The 26,545-nt window shown below is 42.9% G+C and carries 21 protein-coding genes; 10 read left to right on the top strand and 11 right to left on the bottom strand.

Going from position 1 to position 26,545, the window contains the following annotated elements; all coding sequences use genetic code 11:
* Positions 1-2: 2 nt before the first annotated feature.
* On the bottom strand, positions 3-1,634 hold the full coding sequence (locus ACVBJC_RS12935; protein WP_447161126.1) for a PepSY-associated TM helix domain-containing protein: 1,632 nt from the start codon (positions 1,632-1,634) through the stop codon (positions 3-5).
* 3 nt (positions 1,635-1,637) lie between these two features.
* The gene (locus tag ACVBJC_RS12930) at positions 1,638-1,937 is read right to left on the bottom strand and encodes a hypothetical protein (RefSeq protein WP_447161127.1); all 300 of its coding nucleotides are present in this window, start codon (positions 1,935-1,937) and stop codon (positions 1,638-1,640) included.
* A gap of 593 nt (positions 1,938-2,530) precedes the next feature.
* Here ACVBJC_RS12930 and hpf point away from each other — a divergent pair.
* On the top strand, positions 2,531-2,887 hold the full coding sequence (hpf, locus tag ACVBJC_RS12925; RefSeq protein WP_447161128.1) for a ribosome hibernation-promoting factor, HPF/YfiA family: 357 nt from the start codon (positions 2,531-2,533) through the stop codon (positions 2,885-2,887).
* A 157-nt stretch (positions 2,888-3,044) separates the two neighbouring features.
* Here the strand turns inward: hpf and ACVBJC_RS12920 are convergent, their stop codons facing one another.
* Both ACVBJC_RS12920 and ACVBJC_RS12915 read right to left on the bottom strand, forming a co-directional pair.
* Positions 3,045-4,973 carry a monovalent cation:proton antiporter-2 (CPA2) family protein gene (locus tag ACVBJC_RS12920; RefSeq protein WP_447161129.1) on the bottom strand — a complete coding sequence of 643 codons (1,929 nt, stop codon included), beginning with the start codon at positions 4,971-4,973 and terminating at the stop codon, positions 3,045-3,047.
* The gene (locus ACVBJC_RS12915) at positions 4,973-5,593 is read right to left on the bottom strand and encodes an NAD(P)H-dependent oxidoreductase (RefSeq protein WP_447161130.1); all 621 of its coding nucleotides are present in this window, start codon (positions 5,591-5,593) and stop codon (positions 4,973-4,975) included. The genes ACVBJC_RS12920 and ACVBJC_RS12915 overlap by 1 nt, the downstream gene beginning before the upstream one ends.
* Before the next feature lie 429 nt (positions 5,594-6,022).
* Here ACVBJC_RS12915 and ACVBJC_RS12910 point away from each other — a divergent pair, with 429 nt between their 5' ends.
* Both ACVBJC_RS12910 and ACVBJC_RS12905 read left to right on the top strand, forming a co-directional pair.
* Entirely contained in the window at positions 6,023-7,234 is a 1,212-nt protein-coding gene (locus tag ACVBJC_RS12910; RefSeq protein WP_447161131.1) for an NnrS family protein, read from the top strand.
* A gap of 88 nt (positions 7,235-7,322) precedes the next feature.
* Positions 7,323-8,732 carry an ammonia-forming cytochrome c nitrite reductase subunit c552 gene (locus ACVBJC_RS12905; RefSeq protein WP_447161132.1) on the top strand — a complete coding sequence of 470 codons (1,410 nt, stop codon included), beginning with the start codon at positions 7,323-7,325 and terminating at the stop codon, positions 8,730-8,732.
* A 99-nt stretch (positions 8,733-8,831) separates the two neighbouring features.
* Here the strand turns inward: ACVBJC_RS12905 and ACVBJC_RS12900 are convergent, their stop codons facing one another.
* The 4 genes from ACVBJC_RS12900 to ACVBJC_RS12885 all read right to left on the bottom strand — a co-directional run bounded on the left by ACVBJC_RS12900 (position 8,832) and on the right by ACVBJC_RS12885 (position 15,063).
* Entirely contained in the window at positions 8,832-11,069 is a 2,238-nt protein-coding gene (locus tag ACVBJC_RS12900) for an acyl-CoA dehydrogenase (protein WP_447161133.1), read from the bottom strand.
* Between the two features lie 353 nt (positions 11,070-11,422).
* Positions 11,423-11,935 (bottom strand): CIA30 family protein, encoded by a 513-nt coding sequence (locus tag ACVBJC_RS12895; RefSeq protein ID WP_447161134.1) that lies wholly within the window; start codon positions 11,933-11,935, stop codon positions 11,423-11,425.
* 435 nt (positions 11,936-12,370) lie between these two features.
* Positions 12,371-12,895, bottom strand: coding sequence for a hypothetical protein (locus ACVBJC_RS12890; RefSeq protein ID WP_447161135.1), 525 nt, complete (start codon positions 12,893-12,895; stop codon positions 12,371-12,373).
* Positions 12,896-12,909: 14 nt separating this feature from the next.
* Positions 12,910-15,063 carry an LruC domain-containing protein gene (locus ACVBJC_RS12885; RefSeq protein ID WP_447161136.1) on the bottom strand — a complete coding sequence of 718 codons (2,154 nt, stop codon included), beginning with the start codon at positions 15,061-15,063 and terminating at the stop codon, positions 12,910-12,912.
* Between the two features lie 359 nt (positions 15,064-15,422).
* On the opposite strand from ACVBJC_RS12885, the gene bshA reads away from it, so the two are divergent.
* From bshA to ACVBJC_RS12870, 3 genes are read left to right on the top strand one after another with little or no spacing between them, the layout of a single operon-like run.
* Positions 15,423-16,598 carry an N-acetyl-alpha-D-glucosaminyl L-malate synthase BshA gene (gene bshA / locus ACVBJC_RS12880; protein ID WP_447161137.1) on the top strand — a complete coding sequence of 392 codons (1,176 nt, stop codon included), beginning with the start codon at positions 15,423-15,425 and terminating at the stop codon, positions 16,596-16,598.
* Positions 16,595-18,799 (top strand): cation:dicarboxylate symporter family transporter, encoded by a 2,205-nt coding sequence (locus ACVBJC_RS12875; RefSeq protein WP_447161138.1) that lies wholly within the window; start codon positions 16,595-16,597, stop codon positions 18,797-18,799. The genes bshA and ACVBJC_RS12875 overlap by 4 nt, the downstream gene beginning before the upstream one ends.
* Before the next feature lie 43 nt (positions 18,800-18,842).
* Positions 18,843-19,664: a hypothetical protein gene (locus ACVBJC_RS12870; RefSeq protein WP_447161139.1), complete on the top strand. Its 822-nt coding sequence runs from the start codon at positions 18,843-18,845 to the stop codon at positions 19,662-19,664.
* Between the two features lie 54 nt (positions 19,665-19,718).
* Here ACVBJC_RS12870 and ACVBJC_RS12865 read toward each other — a convergent pair whose 3' ends face one another.
* The gene (locus ACVBJC_RS12865) at positions 19,719-20,717 is read right to left on the bottom strand and encodes a lipid A deacylase LpxR family protein (RefSeq protein WP_447161140.1); all 999 of its coding nucleotides are present in this window, start codon (positions 20,715-20,717) and stop codon (positions 19,719-19,721) included.
* Positions 20,718-20,979: 262 nt separating this feature from the next.
* Positions 20,980-21,540 (bottom strand): CBS domain-containing protein, encoded by a 561-nt coding sequence (locus ACVBJC_RS12860; RefSeq protein ID WP_447161141.1) that lies wholly within the window; start codon positions 21,538-21,540, stop codon positions 20,980-20,982.
* A 297-nt stretch (positions 21,541-21,837) separates the two neighbouring features.
* Between ACVBJC_RS12860 and nfsA the strand changes: the two genes are divergently transcribed.
* The 4 genes from nfsA (at position 21,838) to ACVBJC_RS12840 (ending at position 25,397) form a co-directional block, all read left to right on the top strand.
* The gene (gene nfsA / locus ACVBJC_RS12855) at positions 21,838-22,560 is read left to right on the top strand and encodes an oxygen-insensitive NADPH nitroreductase (protein WP_447161142.1); all 723 of its coding nucleotides are present in this window, start codon (positions 21,838-21,840) and stop codon (positions 22,558-22,560) included.
* A 1,057-nt stretch (positions 22,561-23,617) separates the two neighbouring features.
* Positions 23,618-23,959 carry a zinc ribbon domain-containing protein YjdM gene (locus ACVBJC_RS12850; protein WP_447161143.1) on the top strand — a complete coding sequence of 114 codons (342 nt, stop codon included), beginning with the start codon at positions 23,618-23,620 and terminating at the stop codon, positions 23,957-23,959.
* A 496-nt stretch (positions 23,960-24,455) separates the two neighbouring features.
* Positions 24,456-24,704: a hypothetical protein gene (locus ACVBJC_RS12845; protein ID WP_447161144.1), complete on the top strand. Its 249-nt coding sequence runs from the start codon at positions 24,456-24,458 to the stop codon at positions 24,702-24,704.
* A 90-nt stretch (positions 24,705-24,794) separates the two neighbouring features.
* Positions 24,795-25,397 (top strand): hypothetical protein, encoded by a 603-nt coding sequence (locus ACVBJC_RS12840; protein WP_447161145.1) that lies wholly within the window; start codon positions 24,795-24,797, stop codon positions 25,395-25,397.
* Between the two features lie 114 nt (positions 25,398-25,511).
* Here ACVBJC_RS12840 and ACVBJC_RS12835 read toward each other — a convergent pair whose 3' ends face one another.
* Positions 25,512-26,543: a phage integrase gene (locus tag ACVBJC_RS12835; RefSeq protein ID WP_447161146.1), complete on the bottom strand. Its 1,032-nt coding sequence runs from the start codon at positions 26,541-26,543 to the stop codon at positions 25,512-25,514.
* Between the last annotated feature and the right edge of the window lie 2 nt (positions 26,544-26,545).

Raw genomic sequence — 26,545 nt, 5'->3', positions numbered from 1 at the left:
CCTTATTTAGTCGCTGATGAGACTGAGGTTATAACCTCATGGTTTACAGTGCGTGTAGCTGCTCTACTAGCTATGACACCTTGCTTGCTAACTAGTTTCGTTCGAACAAAAAATAGTGCCGTACCGATAAGTACAGTCATTAAATCAAAGCCGACCAATGACCATTGGTGTAGGCTTATGTTATCCAGCATGTTGCTGCTCGAAGTGAGGGCATTAAGAAGTGGAATAGCCATTAATGCGGTTGCTGAGAGCGTGATGACTGCGCGCCAGGCAGTTAAAGTGCGATTAAAACAAGCTAAAAGCGCGACAGCCGCAAGCGCAATAAAAAAGATATTGATTTCCCACTGAGCTCGGTTTACAAGCTCAACTGGCAGCAATCTGTTGGCATAGAAAAAGCTGGCTGTAGCCAGAGGGAGCCCTGCGATAAAGGTTAGGTTTAATCCTTCAACTAAACGCAAACCAAGACTGGCTTTTATGCCTTGCTTTAGCGGCTTTTGTTGTTTTTGACGAATTTTCACAGCCCAGAGTATTGCGCCTGTGGTAATCATGGCGCAGCCTAAAATGCCACAGATGAAAAATAGTGCACGTAGTAGAGGTTCGGCAAACCGTCCCGTATGCAGGGCGATTAATGTGTCGTGAGTATTTTGTACTGCAGAATTTGGCTCAATAGCAGCATTGAGTAGCTCACCGTTGATACCGTTAAAAATAATCGCAGCCCTTCTATCTGTGACGGCCTGGCCAGTATCTCGATAAAAATTAATTTTACTATTTTGGTCACTTGGATTATTGACTACGACTTGCTTGATAGGATCGTGAGGCCAAAGAGTGTTAACTTCTGGTAGTAATGCGCTAATAGAGACGGTTTGCGCTGCAATCCCTAGCGGTTGCGTTTGCACTCGGCTAGGGCGCAACTCTTTGCTAAATGACTTAGCGTCGCCATCATAGGCTGTCATCATTCCCCAGGGCATATACATCACCATCAAGGTGACTAATCCGGTGTAAGTGATCATTAAGTGAAAGGGAAGCGCTAACACCGAGCTGACGTTATGGGCATCGAGCCATGAACGGCTGCTCTTGTTGCGACGGAAACTGAAGAAGTCCTTAAAAATACGCTTGTGGATCACTATACCGCTAATGAGGGCAATCAGCATAAACATAGTGCAGAATCCGACTATCCAGCGGGCTATCTTGGCTGGCATATAGTGTAAGTCGAAATGCAAACGGTAGAAGAAATGGCCACCTTTAGATTCTCGGATATCGGTAATTAAGTTATCACCTTCAATTGGCACGATATGTTCAATAAATTTACCGCGTCGTTGCCCCTCTTCTGGTTGTGTTTGCCAGGCGTAACTCATATAAGGTTTGCGGTCGGTGGGAAAATTGACCCGCCAATCACGGGCATTTTTTGCATGCTCAGTTAAGTAGTTCTGAGCCCGCGTTAGCTCATTAGCAACTAGGTTACTGTTATATTGCTGGATAACATTCTTATGCAGCTCAGGTTTGCTCCATAGTGTGATTTCATAACGGTAATAACTTAATGTGCCAGCAAAAAAGACCAACAGTAATACCCAACAAACCAGTAAGCCAACCCAAGTGTGTAGCCAAGTCATACTGCGAAAAAATGAGTCTTTCATTGTTTAACCTATAACCAAAATAAACAGGTAAAAAATTCCGCTAAGGAGGACTAGATCGCTAAAGGCACGCCAGTGAGTTTGCACGCTAAAAGCCCAGAGCCCAGCAAAGGCATAGACGATAAATGACAACATCATCGCGGTTAGCGTATTTTCAAGAGGTGACAGAGGCAGTACTAATGCTAGCCAGGCCGATACCGTTGCGGCTAATAGGTAACCTGCAAATATGGCTGAGAATGCGCGTAACCCAATATTGAATTTATTTGGCACAACGGTTTGAAGTAATTTTGCTTTTATTGGTTTCACTTCGATGCACACCTAAAAACGTCAGTTTAAAAATAACAAGAGATCTATGTTAGGCATTGTACATAAATCGCAGTGAATGAGAACTGTTTTCATTCGTATCTAATATTATGATACTGAAGTTGCGAGTCATGTCTCAAATAAACTGGGGCGGAGAAGGCATTAGGTGATTGAACTGGGTAAGGTGGGTGAGTTTATAACCGCCAATTGCTGTTATTTTGTGCGTAAGTGCTTGATGTGGGATCTTGATCCGAATAAATTTTACTTTATTCGGGTAAAGCGTGATAAAAATCAAGCCAAGGCAGCTTTTTTTGTCTAAATTAGTAGAGGAACAATTAGATTTAGCTGGCTGTTTGCTAATTATCTAACCCCTTAAAGGAAAGTCATCTTAGCTTATGCTTTAACCATAACTAAATGACCGTTTGATAAAAATCATTAATATAACAAAATTTGTTTTTACCTGATAAACACTGGGCTGTAGCGAATAAATTGATAATTTATACAAAATTTTATATAAATTATTTTTAATAAAAGCTTGTAATTTAAAGCGTTAACCCCAAGTGTATTAGGTGAAGTCATTGTAAAAAGGAAAACCTATGAAAATAAATCTTTCTGGTCACCACGTTGATGTAACAGATGTTGTAAGACAGTATGTCCAAGAGAAGTTTTCGAAGATAGAGAGTCATTTTCCAACCCTGATCGCACTCGATATTATTGTTACTAAAGAGCACGGCGAATTCCAGGTTGAAATTAGAACCAATTATGAGGGAAGCAGTATTTCAGCTTCTGGTAATGATCCCGTTATGTATCCAGCAATTACCAGCGCAGCTAAAAAACTCGATGCGGCACTAAAGCATCGAAAAGGACAACTAAAGGCTGATCTACATTCTAAGCCTGTTGTGACTACACCTGAGATTGCACATGAAAAAGTTCAAGAGATGAACTTAGTCTAATCTCTAAATGTATTTTTTGTCAGCAGATTTGTCTGCAGACATAAGATATAAGCCCTCGTTACCTAACGGTTGTGAGGGCTTTTTTATGGCGCAAGCACCCATGAACAGGTGCTTTATCGCTCTATTTTTTTCAACTGTTCTGAACTATTTAGCGCTTTTAATCGTTTTCCGCTTTTGAAAACTCAGTATGGTTTTCTTTTGGCGGAGGCGTCCAACTGCGTTCCACTTTCGAGAAGCTGCGATAACGTTCATCCTTCATTGCAGCGCTCAGCGTTTCTTCAAGCTGGATAAACATATCCCGGTAGTGGACGATGTATTTATCGTCTTCAGTCACCTGCTTCCAAGCTTCGTAAAGGGTGTCCTTATGAGTGGTTTCCGTCTCATAAAAGGTGGCTCGTTGTTGCTCTGCTTTAAATGGATGTACACCTAATCTTATTAGCGCATGCTTGCCTAAATTAAGCGCCGAATGAAAGGTCTCACTGACCATGAAGTCTGCCCCAGCTTTGCGAAGGCGGTAAAGGTGTCTGCGGTCAAAGGCGCGCGCCATCACAATTACGTGAGGATAGGTATGTTTTATATATTCGACTAAAGCTACTGCGCGTTCAGGGTTATCGATAGCGACAACTAACATCTTGGCCTGTTCAATGCCTGCGGTATGGAGTAGATCGGGCTGTGTTGCATCGCCGTAATAGCTCTTGGTATTAATTTTCCTTAAGTTTTCGACCTGTTGTACCTCATGGTCAAGCACCACTGTTTTAACACCGTTTGTCACTAATAAGCGGTTAACAATTTGTCCAAAACGGCCCACACCGGCAATAATCACAGTGCCTTTCTCATCGATATCATCGGGTTCACGAGTATTTTCTGATTTTTCATAGCGAGGCAGTATGACTTTATCAAATAAGATAAATAACCCCGGGGTGAGGAACATGGATATCGCGACAACCAGCGATAACAGTTGTGCTAACTCATTTGGAATGACATGGTTTTGCACGGTATAGCTAAGTAGCACAAAGCCAAATTCACCAGCTTGAGCCAAGCTTAAGGCAAACAACCAGCGGTCACTGCCTCTAATTTTAAAAACTAAGGCCAGTACTAATAAAACCAAAGCTTTAATTAATATCACGCCAGCGGTCATCGCCATGACAGGACCGAAATGGCTGATGAGCACATCAAAGTTTATCCCTGCACCAACGGTGATAAAAAACAACCCAAGGAGTAAGCCTTTAAAAGGTTCGATATTGGACTCTAGTTCGTGTCTGAACTCACTGTTTGCCAGTACGACTCCGGCAAGAAAGGTTCCTAAAGCAGGAGACAGCCCCACTAGGCTCATTAGCGCAGCAATGCCTATCACCAACATCAAGGCGGTGGCGGTGAAAATCTCTCTAAGGCCTGAGCTTGCCACATAACGAAACAGTGGGTGACTTAAGTAGTGGCCGCTAACGACAACGCTAGCAATTGCCATCATGACAACGATACCGTAAGCCCAGCCAGGTAATCCGGCAACTAATGACAGTTCTTCATGGTGCTCTGCGGCGCTTTGGGTAACAGATTGCGCCTTTTCGACTAATTCAGGCAAGGCTAGCAGCGGAATAAATGCCAGCATGGGGATCACGGCTATATCTTGAAATAAAAGCACTGAAAAGGCATTTTTGCCGCCTTCAGTCTTGGTTAGGTTTTTCTCATTAAAGGTCTGTAACACGATGGCGGTCGAAGACAGTGAAAAAATCATCCCCACCGTTAGGGCGATACTCCAGCCATAATCAAAGCTAAGAGCGATTGCCATCACTACAAGGGTAGATAAGCCAACCTGCAGCCCACCTAATCCAATTAGCTTGTTACGCATGTCCCACAGCATTCTAGGTTCAAGTTCTAAACCAACAAGAAAGAGCATCATAACCACGCCAAACTCGGCAAAATGTTGCAGCGTATTGGTCTCTGTACCGACCAGGCCGATGATTGGACCAATCACGACGCCCGCCATTAAATAGCCAAGTACAGAGCCTAAACCTAATCGCTTTGCGATGGGGACGGCGATAACCGCTGCGCATAAATAGATAAAAGCTTGAATAAAATAAGCTGTCATTAGTGCTCCTGGATCAATTGGTCTAGATGGCCATTTAATTTGTCGAGTGATTGGGCTAGCTCGATATCGAATCTATCTTCACTGAGGGCCGTTAGAATTCGGATCCATTTTTCAACGTGAATATGAACTCGATTTTCCTCAAAGGCCGTTCGGGCACAGAAGAGTGCAAATGGTGCTAAGAAATTCATGCCTGTTAAGTTAGCCATCTGTTCTAGCGGGCTTAATAGTTCTTTTAAGGTAAAGTGGTTGTAACCATCGCTTTGGTAAGCTGATTCACTTCCCCCAGCGCTAAGGGCACACAGAAAGGTTTTACCATATAAAGCTTTTCCTTTTGCGCCGTAGGCAAAGTTGTACTCTAAAACCAGATCTTGCCACTCTTTTAAAATGGCTGGGGTGGAGTACCAGTAAAGCGGAAACATAAAGACCACTATGTCGTGGTCTCTGAGTCTTTGCTGTTCTTTGTCGATATTGATCCTAAAGGTGGGGTATTCACCATAGAGATCCACGGCCGTCACATTTGGCTGTAATTGGGTCGCTTTAAAAAGAGGGGTATTAATTTCCGAACGCTCTTGGGAAGGGTGTGCATACAGTACGAGGACTTTTTTTGCCGCGAGTGCCATTTTTTATCCAGTCGATTTACTTAAACAGATTGCTATTTAATCTAGCATAGGCAGCAAGATGCACTAAGTAATTTTAAGTATTTAGCAGGAAATCTCGTAAGCCCATTAGCGTGTATGACGGCTTAACATTGATTGGAATGAGTGAGCTTGTTTGACCGTATATTTTATTGTTGAGCTCGACGGTAAAAAGCGGCTTGCCGTATTGGCTATGTCGATAAAAATAGTCAGTAATATGGCTAAGTGTAGAGTAAAGTTAGCGCCGTTTTGTGCGTAGTCTACTCATAAAGATATAGAATCAAAACAGTGAGATAGCGGTATGAGTCACAGAAATTATAATCAAAGAGAATAGTGATTGTTTTCACAAATGGACAAGGATAGACTGAATTTAAGGTGCATTTAAAATGCCGGTTAATGTATTAAGGTATAGCTATGCTAAATATTGATGATCCCACCGCAACAGAAAAAATCCCGGCTATTTTTCGTTTAGGCTTCCGACCTTTCTTCTTAGGTGGTGCAACCGTTGCTATGTTGTTTGTGCCTTTGTGGTTAGTGACTTGGTTCTACCCCCAATATAGTTTATTTCAGACTGATTTTTGGGTGAAAGTGGTGCCTCTATGGTGGCATCCCCATGAAATGCTCTTTGGCTTTGCTTTGGCAATCGTGTGCGGTTTCTTGCTGACTTCGGTGCAAACATGGACCAATCAGCCCGGTATGAAGGGCTGGGCTTTAGCGGTTACATTCGGCTGTTGGTTACTGGCACGCTTAACCTTGTTGCTACCCATATCGATCCCACTGTGGCTGCCAGCGTTACTGGACTCTTTATTTTTACTATTTACCGCAGTTAAGCTCTGGCGCTGTATTTATAAGGTGAAGCAGTGGCATAACATTGGTTTCCCAATCATGTTACTGGCAGCAATGTGCATAAACTTGCTGAGTTATTACGCATTAAGTCAGAGAGACTTTTCGCTAAGCCATCAAATTTGGCAAGCTATGCTTTGGTGGCTAGGTTTGCTAATTACAATTGTAGGTGGTCGAGTTATTCCATTTTTCACTGCCATTCGCATTAAGCAAACTAAACCAAATCCTATTGCAATGATTGACAATAGTTTGATTGTTATCATGGTGCTTTTAGTTGTACAGGCTATTAGCCAAGTGCTGCCTAAAGAGCTAGAACAAGTTCTGCTATTTATTGCTGCGGCGCTACACTTAGTGCGTTGGCTACGTTGGTACCCTCATAAGACCCTAAAAGAGCCAATGTTATGGTCATTGCATAGCGCGTATCTGTTTTTACCCGTGACGTTGTTTTTGTTAGCGTGGAACATTAATGACGCCAACGCTTATCGCCATTTACTGCATCTATTTGCAATTGGTACGTTAGCTGGAATATGTCTGTCGATGATTTCAAGGGTGTCACTGGGGCATACCAGCCGCAATATTTATCAAGGTCCGAATATGACGATTGCATTCGCTTGTATACCTATTGCCGCCATATTGCGTTCAATCATGCCGATAGTTGCACCAGCAGAGTACCAACTATGGTTGTGGTTAGCGGGTGGTTTCTGGTCGCTTGCATTTGCGATGTTTGTGGTGAACTATGCCGCTATATTGTCTAAACCACGCATCGACGGTAGACCAGGTTAGTGTTAATTGTTAACTAGAAACTGGCTTACAGAAGCAGGCTAAAGTAAACAGACGAATAAGAAAATAGATAAGGTTGATAGAAAACGCAATGATAGTAAATTATCTGATAAAAATGCTTGGGTCGATATCGTTAGCTTTGCTATTGCCAGCCATGAGTGTGCAGGCAGCGGATAATGCTAATGCTCAAACGACTGCAGCTAAGGAGCAACAGCTAAGAGATAAAGCATTACGTGCTAAGTTTCCGGTTCAGTATGAAAGCTGGCAAGAAACCTCGGAGCAAACAGAGCGTGAGGATATGCTGGCAAGCTACCCCGCTGCGATTATTTTATGGGCAGGCTCTTCCTTTGCCAAAGAATATAACAGCCCTCGGGGACATCACTTTGCCGTTGCGGATGTAACCCATACGCTACGCACAGGCATACCTCCTGAACCCGGTTCAAAGGGATTATCAGCTAGTTGCTGGACTTGTAAAACTCCAGATGCCCCAAGACTGATGAAAGAGTTAGGTGTTGAAGGTTTCTCTGCCAAAAACTTTACCGACGTAGGCACTGAAGTTAACAGTGTGGTGTATTGCACCGATTGTCACGTGGACGGTAAGGCTGAGCTCGCTATGCCACGTCCACATGCTCAGGATGCGATGGCCAAGGTGCACCTGCCTTTTGATAAGCAAGATATCAATATGCAAGGCGCGCAGGTATGTGGCCAATGCCATGTGACTTATTATTTCCAGCCTGAGCGCAGTGATAAAGTCAATATTCCATGGATCTTTGGTAACAATGTTGATGATATCGAGAAGTACTATGACACCCGTCGATTCTATGAGTGGATCCATCCTATCTCAAAAACCCCCATCTTAAAGGCGCGTCACCCTGAATTTGAACATTGGAGTCGCAGTGAACATGCAGAGGCCGGAGTGACTTGCATCACCTGCCATATGCCAGAAGAAAAGGACGATAAGGGCAATACTTTTACCAGTCATAAGGTGAGTAAAGCGCTGGACCATTTTGATTCGGTTTGCCAAAACTGCCATAAGAGTGAAAAGACCATTATTAAGTCCCTTGAGAACAGCAAGGCGACAATTAATGCCAAGGCGCGAGAAGTTGAAGGGCTATTGGTAAAAGCGCATTACGAGGCGGCAGCGGCCTGGGAAGCGGGGGCAACATGGCCGTTAATGAATGATGCCATTATGGCTATTCGTCATTCTCAGTGGCGCTGGGATTTTGCTATGGCGTCGCATGGTTTGTATGCACACAATCCTCAAGAAGGTAATGAACTACTCGATATGTCTATTAAACAGGTTAAGTATGCTCGTGAATCATTAGCTGAAATTCTAAATAAGTTTGCCGTGACTAAGGTTGATTATCCAGACATTAGTAGTAAAGAAACGGCTCAAGCTGCTGTAGGGATTGAGCTTGATAAACTGACGGGAAAAAAGCAGCAATTTATCAAACAGGAAGTCGATAACAACTGGTCGGAAGTGACTCGATACGGCTACTAGATATTGCCACCTCTGGTTTTGAAGGCTCAAATAAAAAGCCACCTTATAAACTTTTAATAAAAAATCAGTTCAAGGTGGCTTGTTTGTATTGAGACCGGCTTAGTTAGCGATCTTTAAATCAGCTCTATCGCTAATGAGGTTCATATCAAAGTCAAACTCATCGACTCGGATCGCTCGCTCACGTTTTAGATTGTAATCTTGCAGCAGTTTGTGCTCATCGCTGCTAATTACCTTGGCCCCAAGAGCGGCATCAAGAGTTAACGAGAATTTGACTCCAGCCTTAAAAGTACGTGCTCTTAGGGCTTTCTTAACCTTAGCAAGCAGTGGTAGACATTCCATTTTCGCCAGATAAGCTTGCTCATTGATATCGTTACCATCACCGGCAATCGGTTTAATCAGGTGAGTAAGATTTTTCTTAAACTCTGTATTAAGTTGAGCTTGCTCTGCTAACTCGCGCACTAAATTGTCATTGATTTTAGGCATCTTCGCCGAATAAGTTACGGTGATTAAACGCATGAACTTACGGGTCGCTGATGACGGGAAGTTATCTAAGAAATCCAACAAGGCTTTCTCTGCCTGACAAAGTGACCAGCGGGTAGCGTAATGGAAATAGGGAGCAGCTTCTTGTCGCTCTGCAGCGGTTAGCTTCTTTTCGTAATATCGAATAGACGCCATTGCTGCGTATAGGTAACTCATCACATCACCTAGACGCGCTGATAGCATCTCAGCTTGTTTCAGTTTACCGCCGAGCACTAAGAGTGAGAAGTCAGCGTAAACAGCAAGCTTAGAGGCAAGTTTATGGACTGATTGCTCATAAGGTTTGACTTCTGTAAGGCTTGAGCCCGCAGCAGCAGTGAAAGGCAGTAGACCTAGTTTAAACGCACGTAAGCTGTTAGCGACACTGTAACCAACCGTTTTACGTAAAATGCTGTTAAATTCTTTGTCTGCACCTTTGTCGTTAGAGTGAATTGATTCCACCATCGTTTGTAGGTACGGGTGACAACGCATCACACCTTGACCGAAAATCATTAGGTTACGAGTCAGGATGTTGGCACCTTCAACGGTAATAGCAATAGGCTGCGCGACATAGCCAGAGGCTAAGGTATTTTGCGGGCCACACTGAATAGCTTTACCTGCCTGAATGTCCATGGCTGAATCGAGTACATCTCGGCCTAGCTCTGTCATGTGATACTTGGCGATGGCGGTAACCACCGATGGCTTTAAGCCTAAGCCTAGCCCTTCAGTTGTGAGAACGCGCATCGCTTCTTGCAGGTAAGTTTTACCGGCAATATCGGCGAGCTTTTCTTGAATACCTTCAAATTTACCAATCGACAAACCAAACTGCTCACGTACCGCTGCGTACTCTGCCGATGATTTAAATGAGGCCTGGCTTACCGATACACCTAGAGCTGGTAATGAAATACCGCGTCCAGCGCCTAAACAAGCAACCAACATTGCCCAGCCGCGGCCGATGTTCTTTTGGCCACCAATGATGAAGTCCATCGGGATAAAGACATTTTCGCCACGAGTCGTACCGTTATAGAAACGAATGCCCATAGGATCATGACGATTACCGAGTTGTACACCAGGATGCGACTTAGGAATAAGCGCACAGGTGATGCCAAGGTTTTCTTTGCCACCGAGTAAACCGTTAGGATCTTCCACTTTAAAGGCTAAACCTAAAACACTGGCGATAGGAGCAAGGGTGATATAACGCTTGTCCCAAGTCACGCTTAAACCGAGTACTTGTTCACCTTGGTATTCACCCATGGTCACGGTACCAATATCTGGAATGCCGCCAGCATCTGAACCCGCCTCTGGGCTGGTTAGTGCAAAACAGGGGATCTCTTGACCGTTGGCTAAACGCGGTAACCAGTAATCTTGCTGCTCTGATGTACCGTAATGCATCAGTAGCTCACCTGGGCCGAGTGAGTTTGGTACCATTACGGTTACAGCTACGGCAGAACTTTTAGCTGCGATAGTCGCCACAATCGTCGAGTTGGCATACGGGCTGAACTCAAGACCGCCAAATGACTTTGGAATAATAAGCGAGAAAAACTTATTTTCTTTTAGGAAGTTAAGAATGTTGTCTGGTAGATGCTTACTGCGTTGGATCTCAAAATCATCTACCATCGCTAGCAAGGTAGCGACAGGACCATCTAAAAAGGCTTGTTCGTCGTTAGACAGGGTGGCAACAGGAATGTCACGTAGGGCTGCAAAATCAGGTACCCCTTGATAAATCGAACCTTCTAACCATACATCACCGGCATCGAGTGCCTCTTGTTCTGTGGTAGAAATACTTGGCAATACTTTTTTTAGTTTAGTTCTAATGCTCATATTCAATGCTCGTCCGACCAGAAGTTATGCTTCACATTACGTCACAAAAAGAGCGCTAGATCAAATTTTCAAACGATAAATTTAAACGCTTGTTTATATTTGGGGCTGGTATTGTGTTTGATTTTGAATATTTACAATACAAATTTCATAAGCTTACGCCTGTACGCTTAAATGAAATTATTTTTTACCGATTTGATTTTATTGGCGAAAAAAAAACGAAAAGCGGCTACAGAATACAATTTGATTGTGTGAGGGGAGTAAATTATTCAGTGTATCGTCTACATCGAATTTGCACGGCTTATGAGATAGAAGTCAAATTGAAGATGAAAAGTCATGGCCAATGCGATTAGGCCTTATTTCGACGTGGCCAACTCGATACTTTTAAATGATAACTCGAATGAACCCGCTTGTTTGTCGGCAAGTAAAAAACCGACTTGCTTGATATCGCCAAAGCTAAGTTTTGGGGCATTGACCACACGTCCTCTATACACTGATTCAAAATCATCAGCTTTAAACTCAATGGTAAGCCATTTGTTTTTTTCTGTTTTAAAGGCGCTTGAGTAGGCAAAAGAGTCCCACTGTTTATCTGTTCTTAGGCGTAATTGGTAGCGTCTACCATCACCTTTGACGTTAAGGCGAATAAGGTCAAGTCCTTCAGGTATGGTGACCGATATTTCAGCTCTGGTTGAGGCAAAGCCACCATTTCGCTCTAAAGATAACTGGCCGCTGAAGGTGGCTATATCGGATATAATTTCAATCTGGCTGTTTGAAATCCCGCCCATAACGGTATCGTTAATCAATGTCCAATTAGGCGTTTGCAATTCATTTATCACGGATAAATAACACGGCATCTGTTGATTTGTCATTAAAGCTTGCTCCTTAGCAAGGGCCTGGTTGGTTGTGGTGAGGCATAACAGGCTGACACTAAGTAAAATTGTTCTTATTACAGCACTATATCCAGAGCTAACATGGGGGGGAAAGCTGCAGTGTTTTATTGGTCTCGCTGGTGGCATAGTGTGTCGCCTAATTGTAAACCTTGATAGCTTATACGTTATAACGGGCTGGTTGGTTTATAAGTTTTGATTAATTCAATTTATTGGGATTAATTTGACGTATTCCGTCGCCGAACTTGTACTCGACGCTTACTTTAACTTTTACTCAGACTCATATTGGATTGGCGTGAGAAGGGGAGCTTTTTTAAATGAACAAAGCAGCGATAGGGGGAATCCATCGCTGCAATAATGGTTTAAACAATGGTTTAAGCAATGGTTTAAGCAATGGTTTAAACAATGTTTATTATGCTAATTGATGGTTAACACCTGAGTGTTTGAGTCTTGCGTATATTGCCACGGTAAATACTGTGGATCTTGCCCCTCGTAAAACCAAATAACCGCAATAAGTTGGCTTTCATGGTTAGCGACTTTGACCTCTTTGCTGAGCTTGCCTTGGTTTAGCGGCCCTCTAAACAAGCAGGAGTCAAAATTTACAGCGTAACTATCCCCTAAGATCTGATAGTCATCGCAAAGTGAGAAGTAACCTCTTTGTGTGTTGTCTTTATCGACATTTATCGTCAACATATATGCAGACTCTAGCTTGTTATCTGCATCTACTACAAGATCGTCCAGTGAAGTCGGATCTGGAGCCGGCTCCTCTGTGGTGGTGTTTGTGGTATCTGTCGTTGTCGTTGTAGATGCGGTCGTTTCTACGGGGGCGGGTGTAGCAGGAGAGCCTTCATCACCGCCTCCACCACATGCTGTAATCAACAAGGCAATACATGCCAGTAAGCTATTAGGTAGATTGAAAAAACGCTTTATTTGATTATTCATGGCATAGCCCTTAGTTATTTAAAGATGAGTGAGTCATTGGCATTTTCGTACCAAGTCGGGTTGGTGTTACCTGTGCTATCTGCTGCAAAATCAACAAATTCACTATAGGCATTATCTAAACGCTCTTTTTCTTTAGGGTGCTTCCACGTTACTGGGATCTCAATTGCCCACGCCATGCCGTTTTCGTCTTGGAAATACTGTGACGCACTTGGGTTAGATGCATCGTCTCGGGCTCCAAAGTAGTTAGTTGAGAACTTATCAGTAGGGGCTTGGTTCTTCAGGTGGATCTCTAATTGTCGGCCTGGATTTGCTCCTACTACATTTTTCGCGGCCAGACCATGATCGGTATTTGGTGTCGCAAATATAAAGGGATCATACGGAAAGGCCGGCACCAGACTTTCATCAACCGGGGTATCGAAGGGAATATCCAGTGACCAGGTGGTTCTAAAGGCGGATTCACAACCTGTTTCTGTTCTCAGGTATTCACAGCCTTGTTCTAAGGTAACGTAGTCCGATAGGTCTTGAGTAAATACAAATACAGCATTGGTTTGCCCCGTTTCTAATGGCGACACTGTTTGTGCAATGTTATCAATCGACCAACTAATGAAAGACTCTTTAATTTTCCCTCGACTGACACCAGGTAAATGAACCGCAAAGCCATTGTGATATGCAGCGCCCATAGCGGCTAACTGTGCTTCGAAACCAATACGTCTAACCTTATTATTTTTGACATACTCAATGATCCGTAATTGTACGACCACATCGTTCATATCAAAGTCACCCTGGTCTGGGTAAAGATCCTCATAGGCAAGGGTGGTATAGGTAGACGAAGAGGGGTAGTAATTAATGGTCACGCCAGTTTCGGTAAGGGTTACCGGGTAATCTTCAACCTCACCGTCGCCAACACCACCTGTTGGAGTGATATCTTGTTGAGTACTGAGACGAAAGCGTGCCCAAGTTGGTCCGGCCTTCGCCCAGCTAGGAACTTCAATACTGAGGGTGTTGAGACCATTATCAAGTGGTTCACCTAAGATAATCTGTTCTTCTAAGTCAAACTCGCCGTTTTGATCCCAGTCAAACCAAGCATTAAGGTAGCCATCTCCACCGCTAGCAGTAACGAGTAGTATCGCACTCTCGCCAAGCTCAAACCCCGTAGGCATTGATACGCCATCTTCGTCATCAGAGCTATCGCTGGCATCATCGGAGAGTGGCGCGGCATAACCATCAGACTCATTATCAACACTCGCGCCTAAATAGAGATTATCGCTGATGTTGTGTCTGGCACCATTTGAGTTTAATCGGGTGCCGTAAGAATCAGGAGCATCACCAAAGTCGACACTATCACCTACCACCACTTCTGCTAACGCGCAGCGGGCTCCATCGTTGGCTGATGAGGCTGGGCCATACGCAAATAACACTGCGCTTGGTGAAGCCGAATCAACGTTAACTTTGTAGATATTACCGTTACTGTTATTACTGACATAAAGGTTGCCATCAGGGTCAAAAAATTGTGCGCCAAAAATAAAGTTTCCCGAATTTGAGGTAATGACCACGCCTAAGTCGGTGGCTTCTGCACTAGCGGGGTCGATACGCAACAGCCTACCTGTAGATCCATTACTAATGCTGTACATGTAACCATCGGTAGGATGAAAGGCGAGGTCGGTAATATTATAGGTCGCATAGGCGGTACTGCCAGGCACTAAGGTCATGTTATAGCTTGCAGGGTTATCAAGAGGGATTTTGAATAACCCTTTACCTTTTCGATAGCCATACCAAACGTTTTCATTGATTGCGACGTCTCCGACATAGAAATTACCGGCACTCGCAGCGGTTGTATCTTTGGTAACAGAAAGGGAGATAATTTGATAATCGTTGCCGGCACGGCCTAATGATCCCGTTGCATAATCCCAACCGTAAATGTAGTTATCATGGTAATTAAACCCAACGCCGTTGTAGCCGTTGCCTGTCCCCATATCCTCAGATAACACCACATAGCTACCAGTTGCTAGGTTTACACCGTAGCTTTTGGGGGTATTAGATTGCTTCTGGATCACAAATGCTTCAGTTGGACAGGCACTAAAGGGAGCGGACGCGCTGACACTGGCAGAAATTAATAAGCTTAAAATTAATGGGGAGCAGCGTAATGGGATTGTTTTGGATATTTTCATAATGCATCTCTCACTGTCGATATTATTAATATATTTAGTGAAAGCATAAGCTGTGCCATTAATTTTTATTGTTTACTTTCATTGGTTTATTTGTTTTTAAAGATTAAGGTAAAGATCAGTTTTTGCATTTTGCAAATCAAAATATATGTGAGGAGTGAGGTGTTGGATGTAAGAGTTGAGGGAAAGATGTGACTCACCATATCGGCTCGAATGATGACATCAACCGCTAATATTCACCTTTATTTTCATGATAATTATTCATTAATAGCGTAAAAGGATTTACTTGGATTAAGTTCCTAATGATGCTAAGTTTTCTTTTGCTGTAACATTCTCTTAACTGTTTTGGTGGTGAGGAATTTATGTCGAAGATGCGCATAGGGATAGTGTGCCACCCGAGTATCGGGGGGTCGGGGCTGGTAGCAACAGAATTAGGGTTAGGGCTTGCTAAGCTTGGCCATGAAGTTCACTTTATCTCCAGTGTTCGGCCTTTTAAATTGATAGAGGATTCAGAATGCTTATTCTTTCACTCCGTTGAAGCCATTAATTACCCCCTGTTTTCCGATCCTCTATATACATTTGCATTGACGGCTAAAATAGTGGAAGTGGTCGAGCAATTTAAGCTTGATGTTGTACATGCACACTACTCCATTCCTCACTCATTATGCGCTTATCTAGCGGGTGAAATCACCGAGCATAAGTTTCCAACCATCACGACTATTCATGGCACCGATGTGACGATTGTTGGTCAAGATAAGCCTCTGTATCCACTTAATCGTTTCAGTATCCATAAAAGTAGTAAGGTCACGACGGTTTCGAGCTATCAACGTAACTATATATACAGTCATTTCGATAAAAGTAAGTCGATTGATGTTATTCATAATTTTATTGATTTAGACGTTTTCTCCCCCAAATTTGCAGACATTAATGTTCGACGTCAGTTAGCGAGAGACGATGAGAAAATCGTGATGCATGTGTCTAATTTTAGGCCGCTAAAAAACAGCGACACAGTGATCCGCTCATTTCACATGCTACTTAGGAAAGTCAAAGCTCGGCTGGTACTGCTCGGGAGTGGCCCTGATATTGATGGTATCAAGCAGCAATGTGAAAAGTTGGGGATTTTAAAGCATGTTGTCTTTGTGGGAGATGTTACCCATGTTGAGCATTATCTCCCTAATGCTGATTGCATGATCCAACCGAGTTATCGAGAGTCTTTTAGTATGGTGTTACTCGAAGCGATGGCCTGTGGGGTTCCAACGGTTAGCAGTAACGTCGATGGTGTTCCTGAAGTGGTAGACAATGGTAAAACAGGTTTTATGTTTGACCCTAATGATGCGTTAGGTATGGCCAAAGCCATGGAGGGCATCTTGACTGAACCACACACGCAACAAAATCTAGGCAAGGCTGGAAGAGCTCGAGCGGCTAAACTATTTAATCCAGAAGAGAAGGTTTTACAATATCTTAAGTGTTATCAAGACGCCATTAAGGACTCTCAAACAGAGGTAGCCGATATGGGTCAGCAAGGAGGCATTACATGACCAGCAAAACTGCAGCAATAGCGCCAGAAAAAGAGTCTGCCGATAAGCCAAAACAAAAAATGAGTATGTCGACGTTGGTGTTATTGTCGTTTGCAGCAGGTATTGCTGCGGGATTGTTTTTTGGTGAGATGTTGGCCTGGATGTCGGTTATCGGTGATGCTTTTATTAAGCTGCTGCAGATGACCATTATTCCGTACATTATCGTATCTTTGATTTCTAGCTTAGGTAGCCTAAGTATGGAGCAAGCCAAATCTCTTGGCGTGAAAGTCGGTAAGTTAATGTTGGTTATCTGGGCTTTTGGTTTGCTGACGATGTACTTTATTAAGTACACATTTCCTGACTGGCAGGCAGGGGAGTTCTTTAGCCTGACAGCGCTTGAAGATCCTAATTCGATTAATCTGCTTGATATTTATATCCCTTCAAATCCATTCTTCTCATTATCAAATAGTTATATTCCTGCGATTGTTCTATTTTGTGTTGCAACGGGAATAGCGCTTATCTCTATCGACAATAAAGACTCGTTAATGAAGCCGATGCAGCTATTGGGTGAGTCGTTTAATAAAGTGACTCAAAGCATTGTAAAGTTGATGCCTATAGGCATTTTTGCCATGACTGCCGCAACAGCTGGTACCATGGATTTCGATGAGTTTCAAAAGCTGCAGGTGTATTTTGTTGCTCATGTAGTGATGACTATTATTTTAACTTATTGGGTGTTACCAGCCATTCTGGCCGTGATCACGCCATTTTCTTATCGCGATATAACCGGTATTGCTAAAGATGCCATGGTCACCGCATTTGCAGCGGGTAATATTTTTATCGTGATCCCGATTTTGATTGAGCGGACTAAAGAGTTATTCCATAAATATAATATTGGCAGTCAGCAAAGTGATGATTATGCCAATATCATCATTCCGGTTGTGTTTAGTTTCCCTAACCTCGGTAAGTTACTTACTATTGTGTTTGTCCTGTTTGCGGCGTGGTTTTCTGGCCAAGAGCTGGATTTTTTGACTTATCTACCTATGTCATTAAATGGTCTGGTTAGCCTGTTTGGTAGTGTCTATTTAACTATCCCTATGTTGCTAGATTCATTAGAGCTGTCTTCTGACTTATTCCAGCTTTATATGGTTTCAAGTTTGTTTACCAGTCGCTTTACCTCGTTATTAGCAGCGATGAATATCTTTATTTTAGCGGTTGGCGGCACGGCAATGCTGGTGGGTGTCGCGAAAATCAGCATGAAGCGTTTAGTGATATACAGTGCGTTAACGCCAGTGTTTATTGGTATATGTTTGTTAGGCTCAAGTTGGTTATTGAGTTTGATTGTAGATACTGAATATGAGATGGATGAGGTGGTTGCGCAGATGAGCTCTGCAGAAAAAGTGCCGGATCAAGTGATCGCATACAGTTGGGGGGATGTCGCAGCAGCGAATGGGCCTCGCAGTGTACAACAGATAAGAGAAAGTGGTGTACTTAGAGTCGGCTATAACCCGATACAAGTGCCGTTTTCTTTCTACAATGCGGAGCAAAAGTTGGTTGGCTTTGATGTTGAGCTAATGAAAAAGTTAGCCCAAGAGATGGATCTAAGCATTGCGTTCATCCCTTATACTTTTGCTAATGTACTTGAAGGGATTAATCAAGGCCAGTTTGATATTGCGATATCGGGCTTGCAGATGACAACTCAGCGATTAGAGCTGGTGGGCTTTACTACGCCTGTACTCGATCTGCACTACGCCTTTGTGGTGAAAGACCATCGAGCCGATGAGTTTAAAACCGATAAATTGATCCAAGATGCGGGCAAAGTTCGCATCGCTTCTGTTGGCAGCTATTCAATCATTCCGCATTTAGAGGAGAAATTTCCTAACCTTGAATTTGAAACCATACAATCGGATAGGATGTTTTTTGAAGACGACGGTAATACATGGGATGGCTTGATGATAAGCCTAGAGGCCGGTAAAACCTGGACAATATTATACCCAGAATACACCACTCTTTATAATCGAGAAGAGATTAAATCATTTCCAGCATCCTATGCGGTGGCTCTTGACAATGGGTCATTACAAACCTTTTTAAACAGTTGGTTGGAGCTACAAAAGTCGTCAGGTTTTGTCGACAAGCTCTATGGATATTGGATTTTAGGTGAGAACGCTAAACCAAAACAGCCTAGGTGGTCGGTTATTAAAGATGTGTTGCATTGGGTAGATTAAGTGTCGATAAACAATGGGCCATAAATGGTTAGGAGTATAGCGGGTGAAAAAAGCGTCTTTGGTATTACTCATGTTGATGACTCACTCTACAGTCTTTGCAAGTGAAGAGTATGAGGTTGGCCCGGATTCCTATGATGAGGGAGAGCTGCAGTGGAACTATTTAATCGCTTTCCCCATGGTTTGGGCGCCAGATATCTCTGGCTCAATTGCTGCAGATAGCGAGCGAGTTGATATCGACGTGCCGTTTAAAGACATCATTGATAACTTGAACTTCGGTGTTATTGGTGAGCTGTATGCTCAGAAAGGGGATTGGCTCTATAGCCTTAGAGTTAATTACCTAAGGATTAAAAGTGATAGTCAGACCGAGGGCCTTAAAGGGCCCATCTCTGGCGGTATTATCTCCCCGGGTCACAATGTCGAAACCGATATGCATTTAGCCGTTAACGATTTGCTAGCGGGCTATGAAGTCGCGCCTGGCTTGCGTGTATTTACAGGTGTCCGGCATATCTTTAGTAAAATTGATTTAAATATAAAACCATTGAGTGATGATGGACTGATCAATATTAATACTCAGGTACCGATTGCGAATGAGCATCTGTTCGACTGGTTGGTGGGGGCCACTTATCGATATTGGATGACAAAAGCTTGGGGCGTGTCAGTAGGCGCCGATACTAAAATCTATGGTGACAATGATCGAGATTATGGCTTCAATGCCTCGGCTCTATATCGGTTCGGCGACCTACATAATGTGTGGATTGGTTATCGTTACCTGCAAATTGGCAATGACTCAGAAGTCGATGGTGTAAAATATCAGATGGACTTTGTTGAAAAGGGCCCACAGATTGGCTGGGCCTTTAGTTTTTAAGTGCCGAGTCAGAGGCGTGAAAAGGGCGTTAACAGCGAGCTAAGCCTTATTGAATTACAACATAAAACTGTAACTCAATACGCCATAACCATGCCATTTATCAGGATCTGACTCATATTCCTTGGTGTAGAGATCGAAACTCCAACTGACAGACCAAGTGGGGAATGCCCAAATAACACCAGTGCTAGCTCTGGCTTGTTGGTGCTTTATCTGCAGGTATGAGTCATAGGGTAATGAGCCGTCAATAGTCAGGTCGTTGAAGCGGTATCCCGCTTGCGCACGGGCGTATACTGTCCAGCTACCATGTTGGCGTGCACTCGCGCTGTATTGACCAAAATGACCTGCATGGCTACTCAATTGGCCAAATGTTTTTGCTAAATCATCTCCCCAGCGTAGCGTAAGGCCAAGGCTCGCCTCTGAGCGAAAATTTCCCAACATATTATGGCTATAACCACTAAGTTCCCATTGGCTATCGTCAGTACTTTTTTGCCTAAATGCTAATGCATCAACCTCATAAGCCAGTTGCACAGTAAGTTGGTTTTCGACTTGATATTGCCATCCTTTAGGAGGGGTTGAAGAGGTAATTTTATGCACGAACTCTTGCATAGTCTGTGCACCCGACGCGGGGCCGATAACACCAATGCTAAACCAGTTCTTTTGCGCTAACGTCTCACTAAAGCTACCTGTAAAGCTTTCAAGTTCCAGTATGCCGGCGTAAGGACGTTCATTGGGCTGGGCATAGTCAAACTTAATCTCAGTTGGGGTCCACATCCTTTGATAGACTTTGGCCCCCCACTGGGCAGTATGGCTATGGCTGGAGAGCCGTAAACTTTTTTGCCAACTAAAGGGCCAAGGAGCTTGAGTAAAGTCTGCTTGAGGGAGAGCTTGCCAGCCAAATACAAACCCATTGGAGTAATCACCATCTTGACCAATAACCACGTCATTATCAAAACTAAAGTGCCATTGATCTGCTAAGGAGGGGTGGGGGATGAAAACCAGCACGCTAGCCAAACTAAGAGCACTACATGCTTGCAGGGGAGATAAGAAGGTCAATGCATGACTCCTCATAGGTCAGGAATGTATGATTTCAGGCTAGGATCTACATAACGCTAACGCACCTAGCATAGCCTTAAATCATTAAGCGGTGCAAGCGCTACTGGGCATGAGGGGGAAAGAGGCTGCGAGCCTGAGTAACAGTGCGGTTACTCAGGGGATTTTGTTAAACGCTGAGGATAAACGAAACGGTTTGACGTTTAGATTGATTAATCTCAGAGCTCAAGTTTATCGCTCTATGAATAGACTTGAGTTACCTAACTTATTTTGTTGCCTTAAATATTTGCATAAATGAAGGTGGCTGTTGGATATTAATTGGCACATTGAGTTTTCTGGCCACATCATTGGCGGAAATAAGCCCACGTATATGGTGCTTCTGATGGTCGATAACCAACATATGATGTAAACCATTCTCTTGTAAGGTCCTGACAACATCGCTGACATTGGCCGTCAGCACTTCTTGGAAATCAAGAGCCATTAAATCGTCACGCGCTACCATCATATCGGTAACTTGCAGCTCATTAATATGCATTGAGTGTTTTGCAGCAAGTTTCATCATCCTGTGTGGGGACAGTTCATGCTTGCTAATCACTCCTAGAAATTTATTATCTTTATCTACAACTAGTCGCATAAAGGCATGGGTTTTCTCCATAATCTCAGCGGTATTAATTGCAGTCGTCGAGGCGTCTACAACCATAGGTTGAGTGTGATCAAAATCAGTAAAGATAGTCAGGGCTGACTCGTTGAGATTGGTTTCATACTCTTTGGTTGACCACATAAGGTGATCGATAGAGGCAGTACTAAATAATTCGAGGTTTCGCATCAGAATACTCCATGACTAAAAATGGCTGACCGAGATGGCAGAATGTGATCTCCGTTCCATAATGACTAACCTATTCCTCAAGTGCCTGTTGGGTCAATAATTATGAATTACATTTAATTTTAGTTAAGCTTTTGATGTATCTGTTACCAAATCGATGTTTTTTTCTACTGTTTTAGGTTTTAGTTAAGTCGTATATGCGTAGTTAATACAGCTACTTATTGAATATAAAACCTTTTTCATTACCAGCGAGAGTAGCTGCTTGGCTAAGTCTTGTGAACATAAGAGAACCAACTGAATATGAATCAGACCATAGCAACAATTATACAGCACCGATCGATTAGGCATTTCACGGAACAGGCTATCGAAGCGCCAAAGCTTGAGCAGATTTTACGTTGTGCCAATGCCGCCTCTAGCTCAAGTTTTATTCAATGCTCCAGCATTATACGTGTGAGTGCTCCAGAGGTTCGGGCGCTGTTAGCCAATCTCGCAGGTGGACAAAGTTATGTCGAGTCGGCAGCTGAGTTTTTAGTGTTCTGTGCTGATTTTAATCGCCATCATCAAATACATCCCGATGCACAATTAGGCTTTACAGAGCAAACTTTGATAGGGGCTATCGATACCGGTTTAATGGCACAAAATGCCATCATTGCAGCCGAATCTTTGGGGTTAGGAGGCGTATACATTGGTGGGATCCGCAATGATCCTGAGCAGGTGACAGCACTTTTAGGTCTGCCTAAAAACGTGATGCCTTTATTTGGCATGTGCTTGGGATATCCGGCCAATGTGCCTGAAGTCAAACCTCGTTTACCGCTGAGTATTGTGGTGCATCAAGATCGCTATCAAGCGATGGATAAGGCAATACTCGTCGTTTATGATCAACATGTTAGAGAGTACTACGCTGCTAGAAGTAGCAATAATAAACATGTTTCTTGGTCAGAACAGATCACATCGACACTGAATAAAGAGTCGAGGCCATTTATGCGAGCGTATATTAATAGCCAAGGGTTCAGCATTAAGTAACTACCTTATGGGATAAGTTTCAATTGATTCCGTTGTTGTTATTGTTGACCGTCTGAGAGGTTTGAACATAGTGCTTAAACGGTAAGGCTTCAGTTAGAATCTCTGCTCCTTCGAGCTAAGCGTAAACGCGCTTGAGTCAATGCTTTTAAACCCGTTTAGTATTTCATTAAAATAATATTTGAGAGCACTAACAGGCTGAAAGCCTATTAAAACAATAAGCTATTTTCGCCCCATCTGAAATAGGGGGGAATTAGTGGTAAATATTGACTGTCAGCCCTGTGGCTGGGCGAAAATCGGCTATACTGAATAATGAAAAGCGTATCTTAGACAGTGACTATTTTGTAAGTAGTAAGTCTATTAGCTAAGCATTTATGAGAGTATGTAGTGTGTGTAAAGTGTGTGTGTAAAGTAAATGCAGACGCTAGCTAATATGTAGGTGTGAGGTCATGACTCTAAGAGTAGCAACCGTGTAGTTTCTGGGCTTACAGCGCGGTCAACGAGGGATGTAGCATAACCCTGAGTTGTTGTATGTAATGGCTAACCCCGACGCGCTTTTCACTCATTCCCAAGGCTTACTTTTTTAGTAAGCCTTTTTTGTTTCTGTTTGAGTTACTTCTGTTCAAAACGCTCCTTTCGTGTATTTATCTCAGGCTTGCTAACTGTCGAAGCTAGAAAGAGACGTGTGCGCTTTAAGCAATCTCTAGCAATCCAAGTTCAGATTATGGCGCTAATCGAATGTTGTCACATTCGGTGAGAGCTACATCAATATCTATCATTTGCTGTGATCAGAATCGTTGGCAGTGGTTTGCACGCGTTGAAAAAAACAACTAGAGCTAGATAAGTTGAACGTAAATCAATCTGTTTTTGGTGGTTTTGTTAACTTGATCGAACTATGTCATATGTAAAATGCGGCCTGTTCACAAGACTAATTTTTGAGCCTAGCTGATATTCGAAATTTTTATTATAATGTGTCTTTAAAGGTGAGTCGTTTAATCGTCAGCTTTAGGTGTGACGTATTAATAGGATTCAACAAATAATTTATTAAAGAGAAAATGCCATGAGCGCTATCCCACCATGCCCAAAATGTGAGTCAATCTACGTATACGAAGATGGCTCAAACTTAGTTTGCCCTGAATGTGCTCATGAATGGAATCCAAACGAAGTTATCGTGGATCCAGACGCAATCATCTTAAAGGATGCCGTTGGCAACTTATTGGCTGAAGAAGACAAAGTAACACTAATCAAAGACCTTAAAGTTAAGGGTTCTTCGTTAGTACTTAAAGTAGGTACTAAAGCGGTTATTAAGCGTTTTGTTGATGGCGACCACGATATTGACTGTAAAGTTGATGGTCACGGCGCAATGATGCTTAAGTCTAAGTTCGTTAAAAAACAGAACTAATCGAACTGCCAAGCAGCTAGAACTGCTTGAATGTACAGAAGACCTGCCCCAGTGCAGGTTTTTTTGTGTCTAAAATTGGTGGTATCAATTATTTGTGTGGAAAAGTTGCAGATACAAAAAAGCCGCTAAACCCGTCTGGTAAGGGTTTAGCGGCCTTTGAAGGTTATTGCTAACCTAGTATTGGTGGGATGTTGTTCTGACGGGGCTCGAACCCCGCCCAAAAAGCCTACATCCTATCTAATAGGCCGTCATCACTAGAGATTTTAATACTTTCAAATGGTTACGTTTGAGTGCCTGTTAGGGAGTGTTAGCCTTTATAAATGGTTGCCGCCATTCCGCCGCCATTTTTGAACATGTAAAGTTGGAAAAGTTAGTCAATTTTTAGCGGATATATTTTTGTGTGTTTGTACATAGTAGCGTTCTAGCTTATAAGGTAGACTAGCTTGTGAGGTTTGTATAATAAACTGTTATACATCAATACATAGGAAGAGTTTAATTGAATAACCCATCTACAGTTTGGATTACAATCATTGTCGCTATAGGTGCTTTTTTTGTGTCAGGTTTATCAATATATCTTGGTTATGATCTTTTTGTTCAAGGTGCATCGGGTGAGTTCCAATTTTCAGCAGAGTCTGAAGGAAAATCAGTATCACTAATCAGTGTGGCTCCAGGTTTAGGTTTTGCATTATTTGGTATGCTTATAGCTATTACTACACTCCTAAAAACAATCGGTAGTAGTAAGTAAATGTATAACAAGTGTGGCAATTCGATCGCTAAAAGGTGGCTTCGCCACTGCGGCACATTCCACAGGCGTTATAACTCTTTGGAGGTTTAGGTGGAATCAGATACATTACGATCAGCTCAGAGAGAGTTAAATTCAGCAGAAAGAGCTATTCAGCGAATGAAAGTATCAAACTCATTCGATGAATTTGAAGATGAATGGCGGATTTATCTGGGCGCAATTGAGAAGTGCTGGGTTAAAGCTGAAAGAATATGCCAGCCAATAAGAAACAAGTTTCAACCATGGCAAGGTGCTTATATAAAATTAAGAAAATCTGATCCTTTATTAAAATACCTCTATCATGCTAGGCATAGTGACCAGCATTCTGTTCAAGAAATGATAGAAGCTAAAAGAGCACAACAATTTATGACTATTGGTGGCTCAGGTGATGATGTTTACATCGAACACTTATCATTTGATAGAGGCGGCAATATCTCATCTTATCGAGGTAGTCATCCTATTGTTCATAACTTTCTACCTGAGAGAATTGAGTTGTTAAAGGTTTTAAGTAGTAAAAAATGGTATCAACCGCCACTAAAACACTTAGATACTGAGTTGCGTTGGCCTGCTCCCATTGATGTTGCAATGCTAGGGCTTGAGTTTTATCAAAACTTCCTAAAAAGTATTGCAAAAGAATTTTGCGATAATGAGTTATAACAAGTCATTCAAAAGGGCAGTGCTCTTCCCCCGATCTAGTGGACATCTCCTTATAACTTTGAGGAGGCTAATATGCCTAGATATACCCAATCAAGAATACCCTAATTCGTAATCTCATTTTTTACCCAATAGTTCGGCTATTGGGTTTTTGGTGATTGCGTCGTCCAGGTGGTCGGGTGCGAAGTGGGCGTAACGCATGGTGTCTTTGATATCGGAGTGGCCGAGTATCTGTTTTAGTACCAGAATATTGCCGCCGTTCATCATAAAGTGGCTGGCAAATGTGTGGCGTAAAATGTGGGTCATCTGTCTATCTGGGAAATTCAACTTGGTGCGTTTAATAGCACGTTCAAATGACTTGCGGCATGGCCTGAATAATGGGCCTCTTGCACGCGGTATCTTATCGGCGAGTTCTTTCGCTATTGGCACTGTTCGGTTCTTCTTACCTTTGGTTTTAACAAAGGTAATGCGGTTGTGGGCTATTTGACTGCCGCGCAAACCTTCGGCCTCTGACCAGCGGCAACCAGTGGCTAAACATATCAGCACAATCGTGGTGAGGTGTTCATATTCAGCGTTAGCACATTCGGTTAGAACAATAGGGATCTCTTCTGGGTAGAGGAACGCCAGCTCGGTATCTTCAATTTTAAATTGAGATATACCATCGAGTGGGTTGGGTAACTTCCATTCGCCTAACTTTTTTAACTCAGAGAACACCGCATTGAGATAAGCATGCTCATGGTTAATGGTGTTGGGTTTAACCTTGTTCATCTTACCTTGAGCGTCTTCAATTTCACCATCGAGGCGCATCTGCCGGTAATTGGCAAAGTCATTAACGGTGATCTTGCTGGCAATCGGGTCGCCCATGCCGTTACAAATCAAATCAAGCTTTCGTAACCGCAGCTCTGGCTTAGTTAGTTGCTGGCCGTGAAGATCATGCCAGCGTTTGATTAACTCTGATAAACGGCGGTTATCAACTTTTTCACCAAGCCAAGGTTTGTCATCGACCTTTTTCATGGTGAATAATTCAAAGGCGGTAGCTTCACCGCGAGTGGCAAACTTCTTACGTATGCGCTTACCATCCCGACCATTAGGGTAGCATTCACATAACCAAGGTTTATCGCTGCTATCTTTTAGATTACGAATAGACATGG

The organism is Shewanella sp. 0m-6, from assembly GCF_052977325.1.
Note: the sequence above shows the minus strand (reverse complement) of the source record. Positions and strands in the feature narration are given on the sequence as shown.

Coding starts and splice junctions, on each gene's coding strand:
- ACVBJC_RS12875 (WP_447161138.1), top strand. CDS start 16,595: ATGACCAGCAAAACTGCAGCAATAGCGCCAGAAAAAGAGTCTGCCGAT.
- ACVBJC_RS12905 (WP_447161132.1), top strand. CDS start 7,323: ATGATAGTAAATTATCTGATAAAAATGCTTGGGTCGATATCGTTAGCT.
- ACVBJC_RS12835 (WP_447161146.1), bottom strand. CDS start 26,543: ATGTCTATTCGTAATCTAAAAGATAGCAGCGATAAACCTTGGTTATGT.
- ACVBJC_RS12850 (WP_447161143.1), top strand. CDS start 23,618: ATGAGCGCTATCCCACCATGCCCAAAATGTGAGTCAATCTACGTATAC.
- ACVBJC_RS12890 (WP_447161135.1), bottom strand. CDS start 12,895: ATGAATAATCAAATAAAGCGTTTTTTCAATCTACCTAATAGCTTACTG.
- ACVBJC_RS12885 (WP_447161136.1), bottom strand. CDS start 15,063: ATGAAAATATCCAAAACAATCCCATTACGCTGCTCCCCATTAATTTTA.
- ACVBJC_RS12910 (WP_447161131.1), top strand. CDS start 6,023: ATGCTAAATATTGATGATCCCACCGCAACAGAAAAAATCCCGGCTATT.
- nfsA (WP_447161142.1), top strand. CDS start 21,838: ATGAATCAGACCATAGCAACAATTATACAGCACCGATCGATTAGGCAT.
- hpf (WP_447161128.1), top strand. CDS start 2,531: ATGAAAATAAATCTTTCTGGTCACCACGTTGATGTAACAGATGTTGTA.
- ACVBJC_RS12935 (WP_447161126.1), bottom strand. CDS start 1,634: ATGAAAGACTCATTTTTTCGCAGTATGACTTGGCTACACACTTGGGTT.
- ACVBJC_RS12900 (WP_447161133.1), bottom strand. CDS start 11,069: ATGAGCATTAGAACTAAACTAAAAAAAGTATTGCCAAGTATTTCTACC.
- ACVBJC_RS12920 (WP_447161129.1), bottom strand. CDS start 4,973: ATGACAGCTTATTTTATTCAAGCTTTTATCTATTTATGCGCAGCGGTT.
- ACVBJC_RS12895 (WP_447161134.1), bottom strand. CDS start 11,935: ATGACAAATCAACAGATGCCGTGTTATTTATCCGTGATAAATGAATTG.
- ACVBJC_RS12915 (WP_447161130.1), bottom strand. CDS start 5,593: ATGGCACTCGCGGCAAAAAAAGTCCTCGTACTGTATGCACACCCTTCC.
- ACVBJC_RS12860 (WP_447161141.1), bottom strand. CDS start 21,540: ATGCGAAACCTCGAATTATTTAGTACTGCCTCTATCGATCACCTTATG.
- bshA (WP_447161137.1), top strand. CDS start 15,423: ATGTCGAAGATGCGCATAGGGATAGTGTGCCACCCGAGTATCGGGGGG.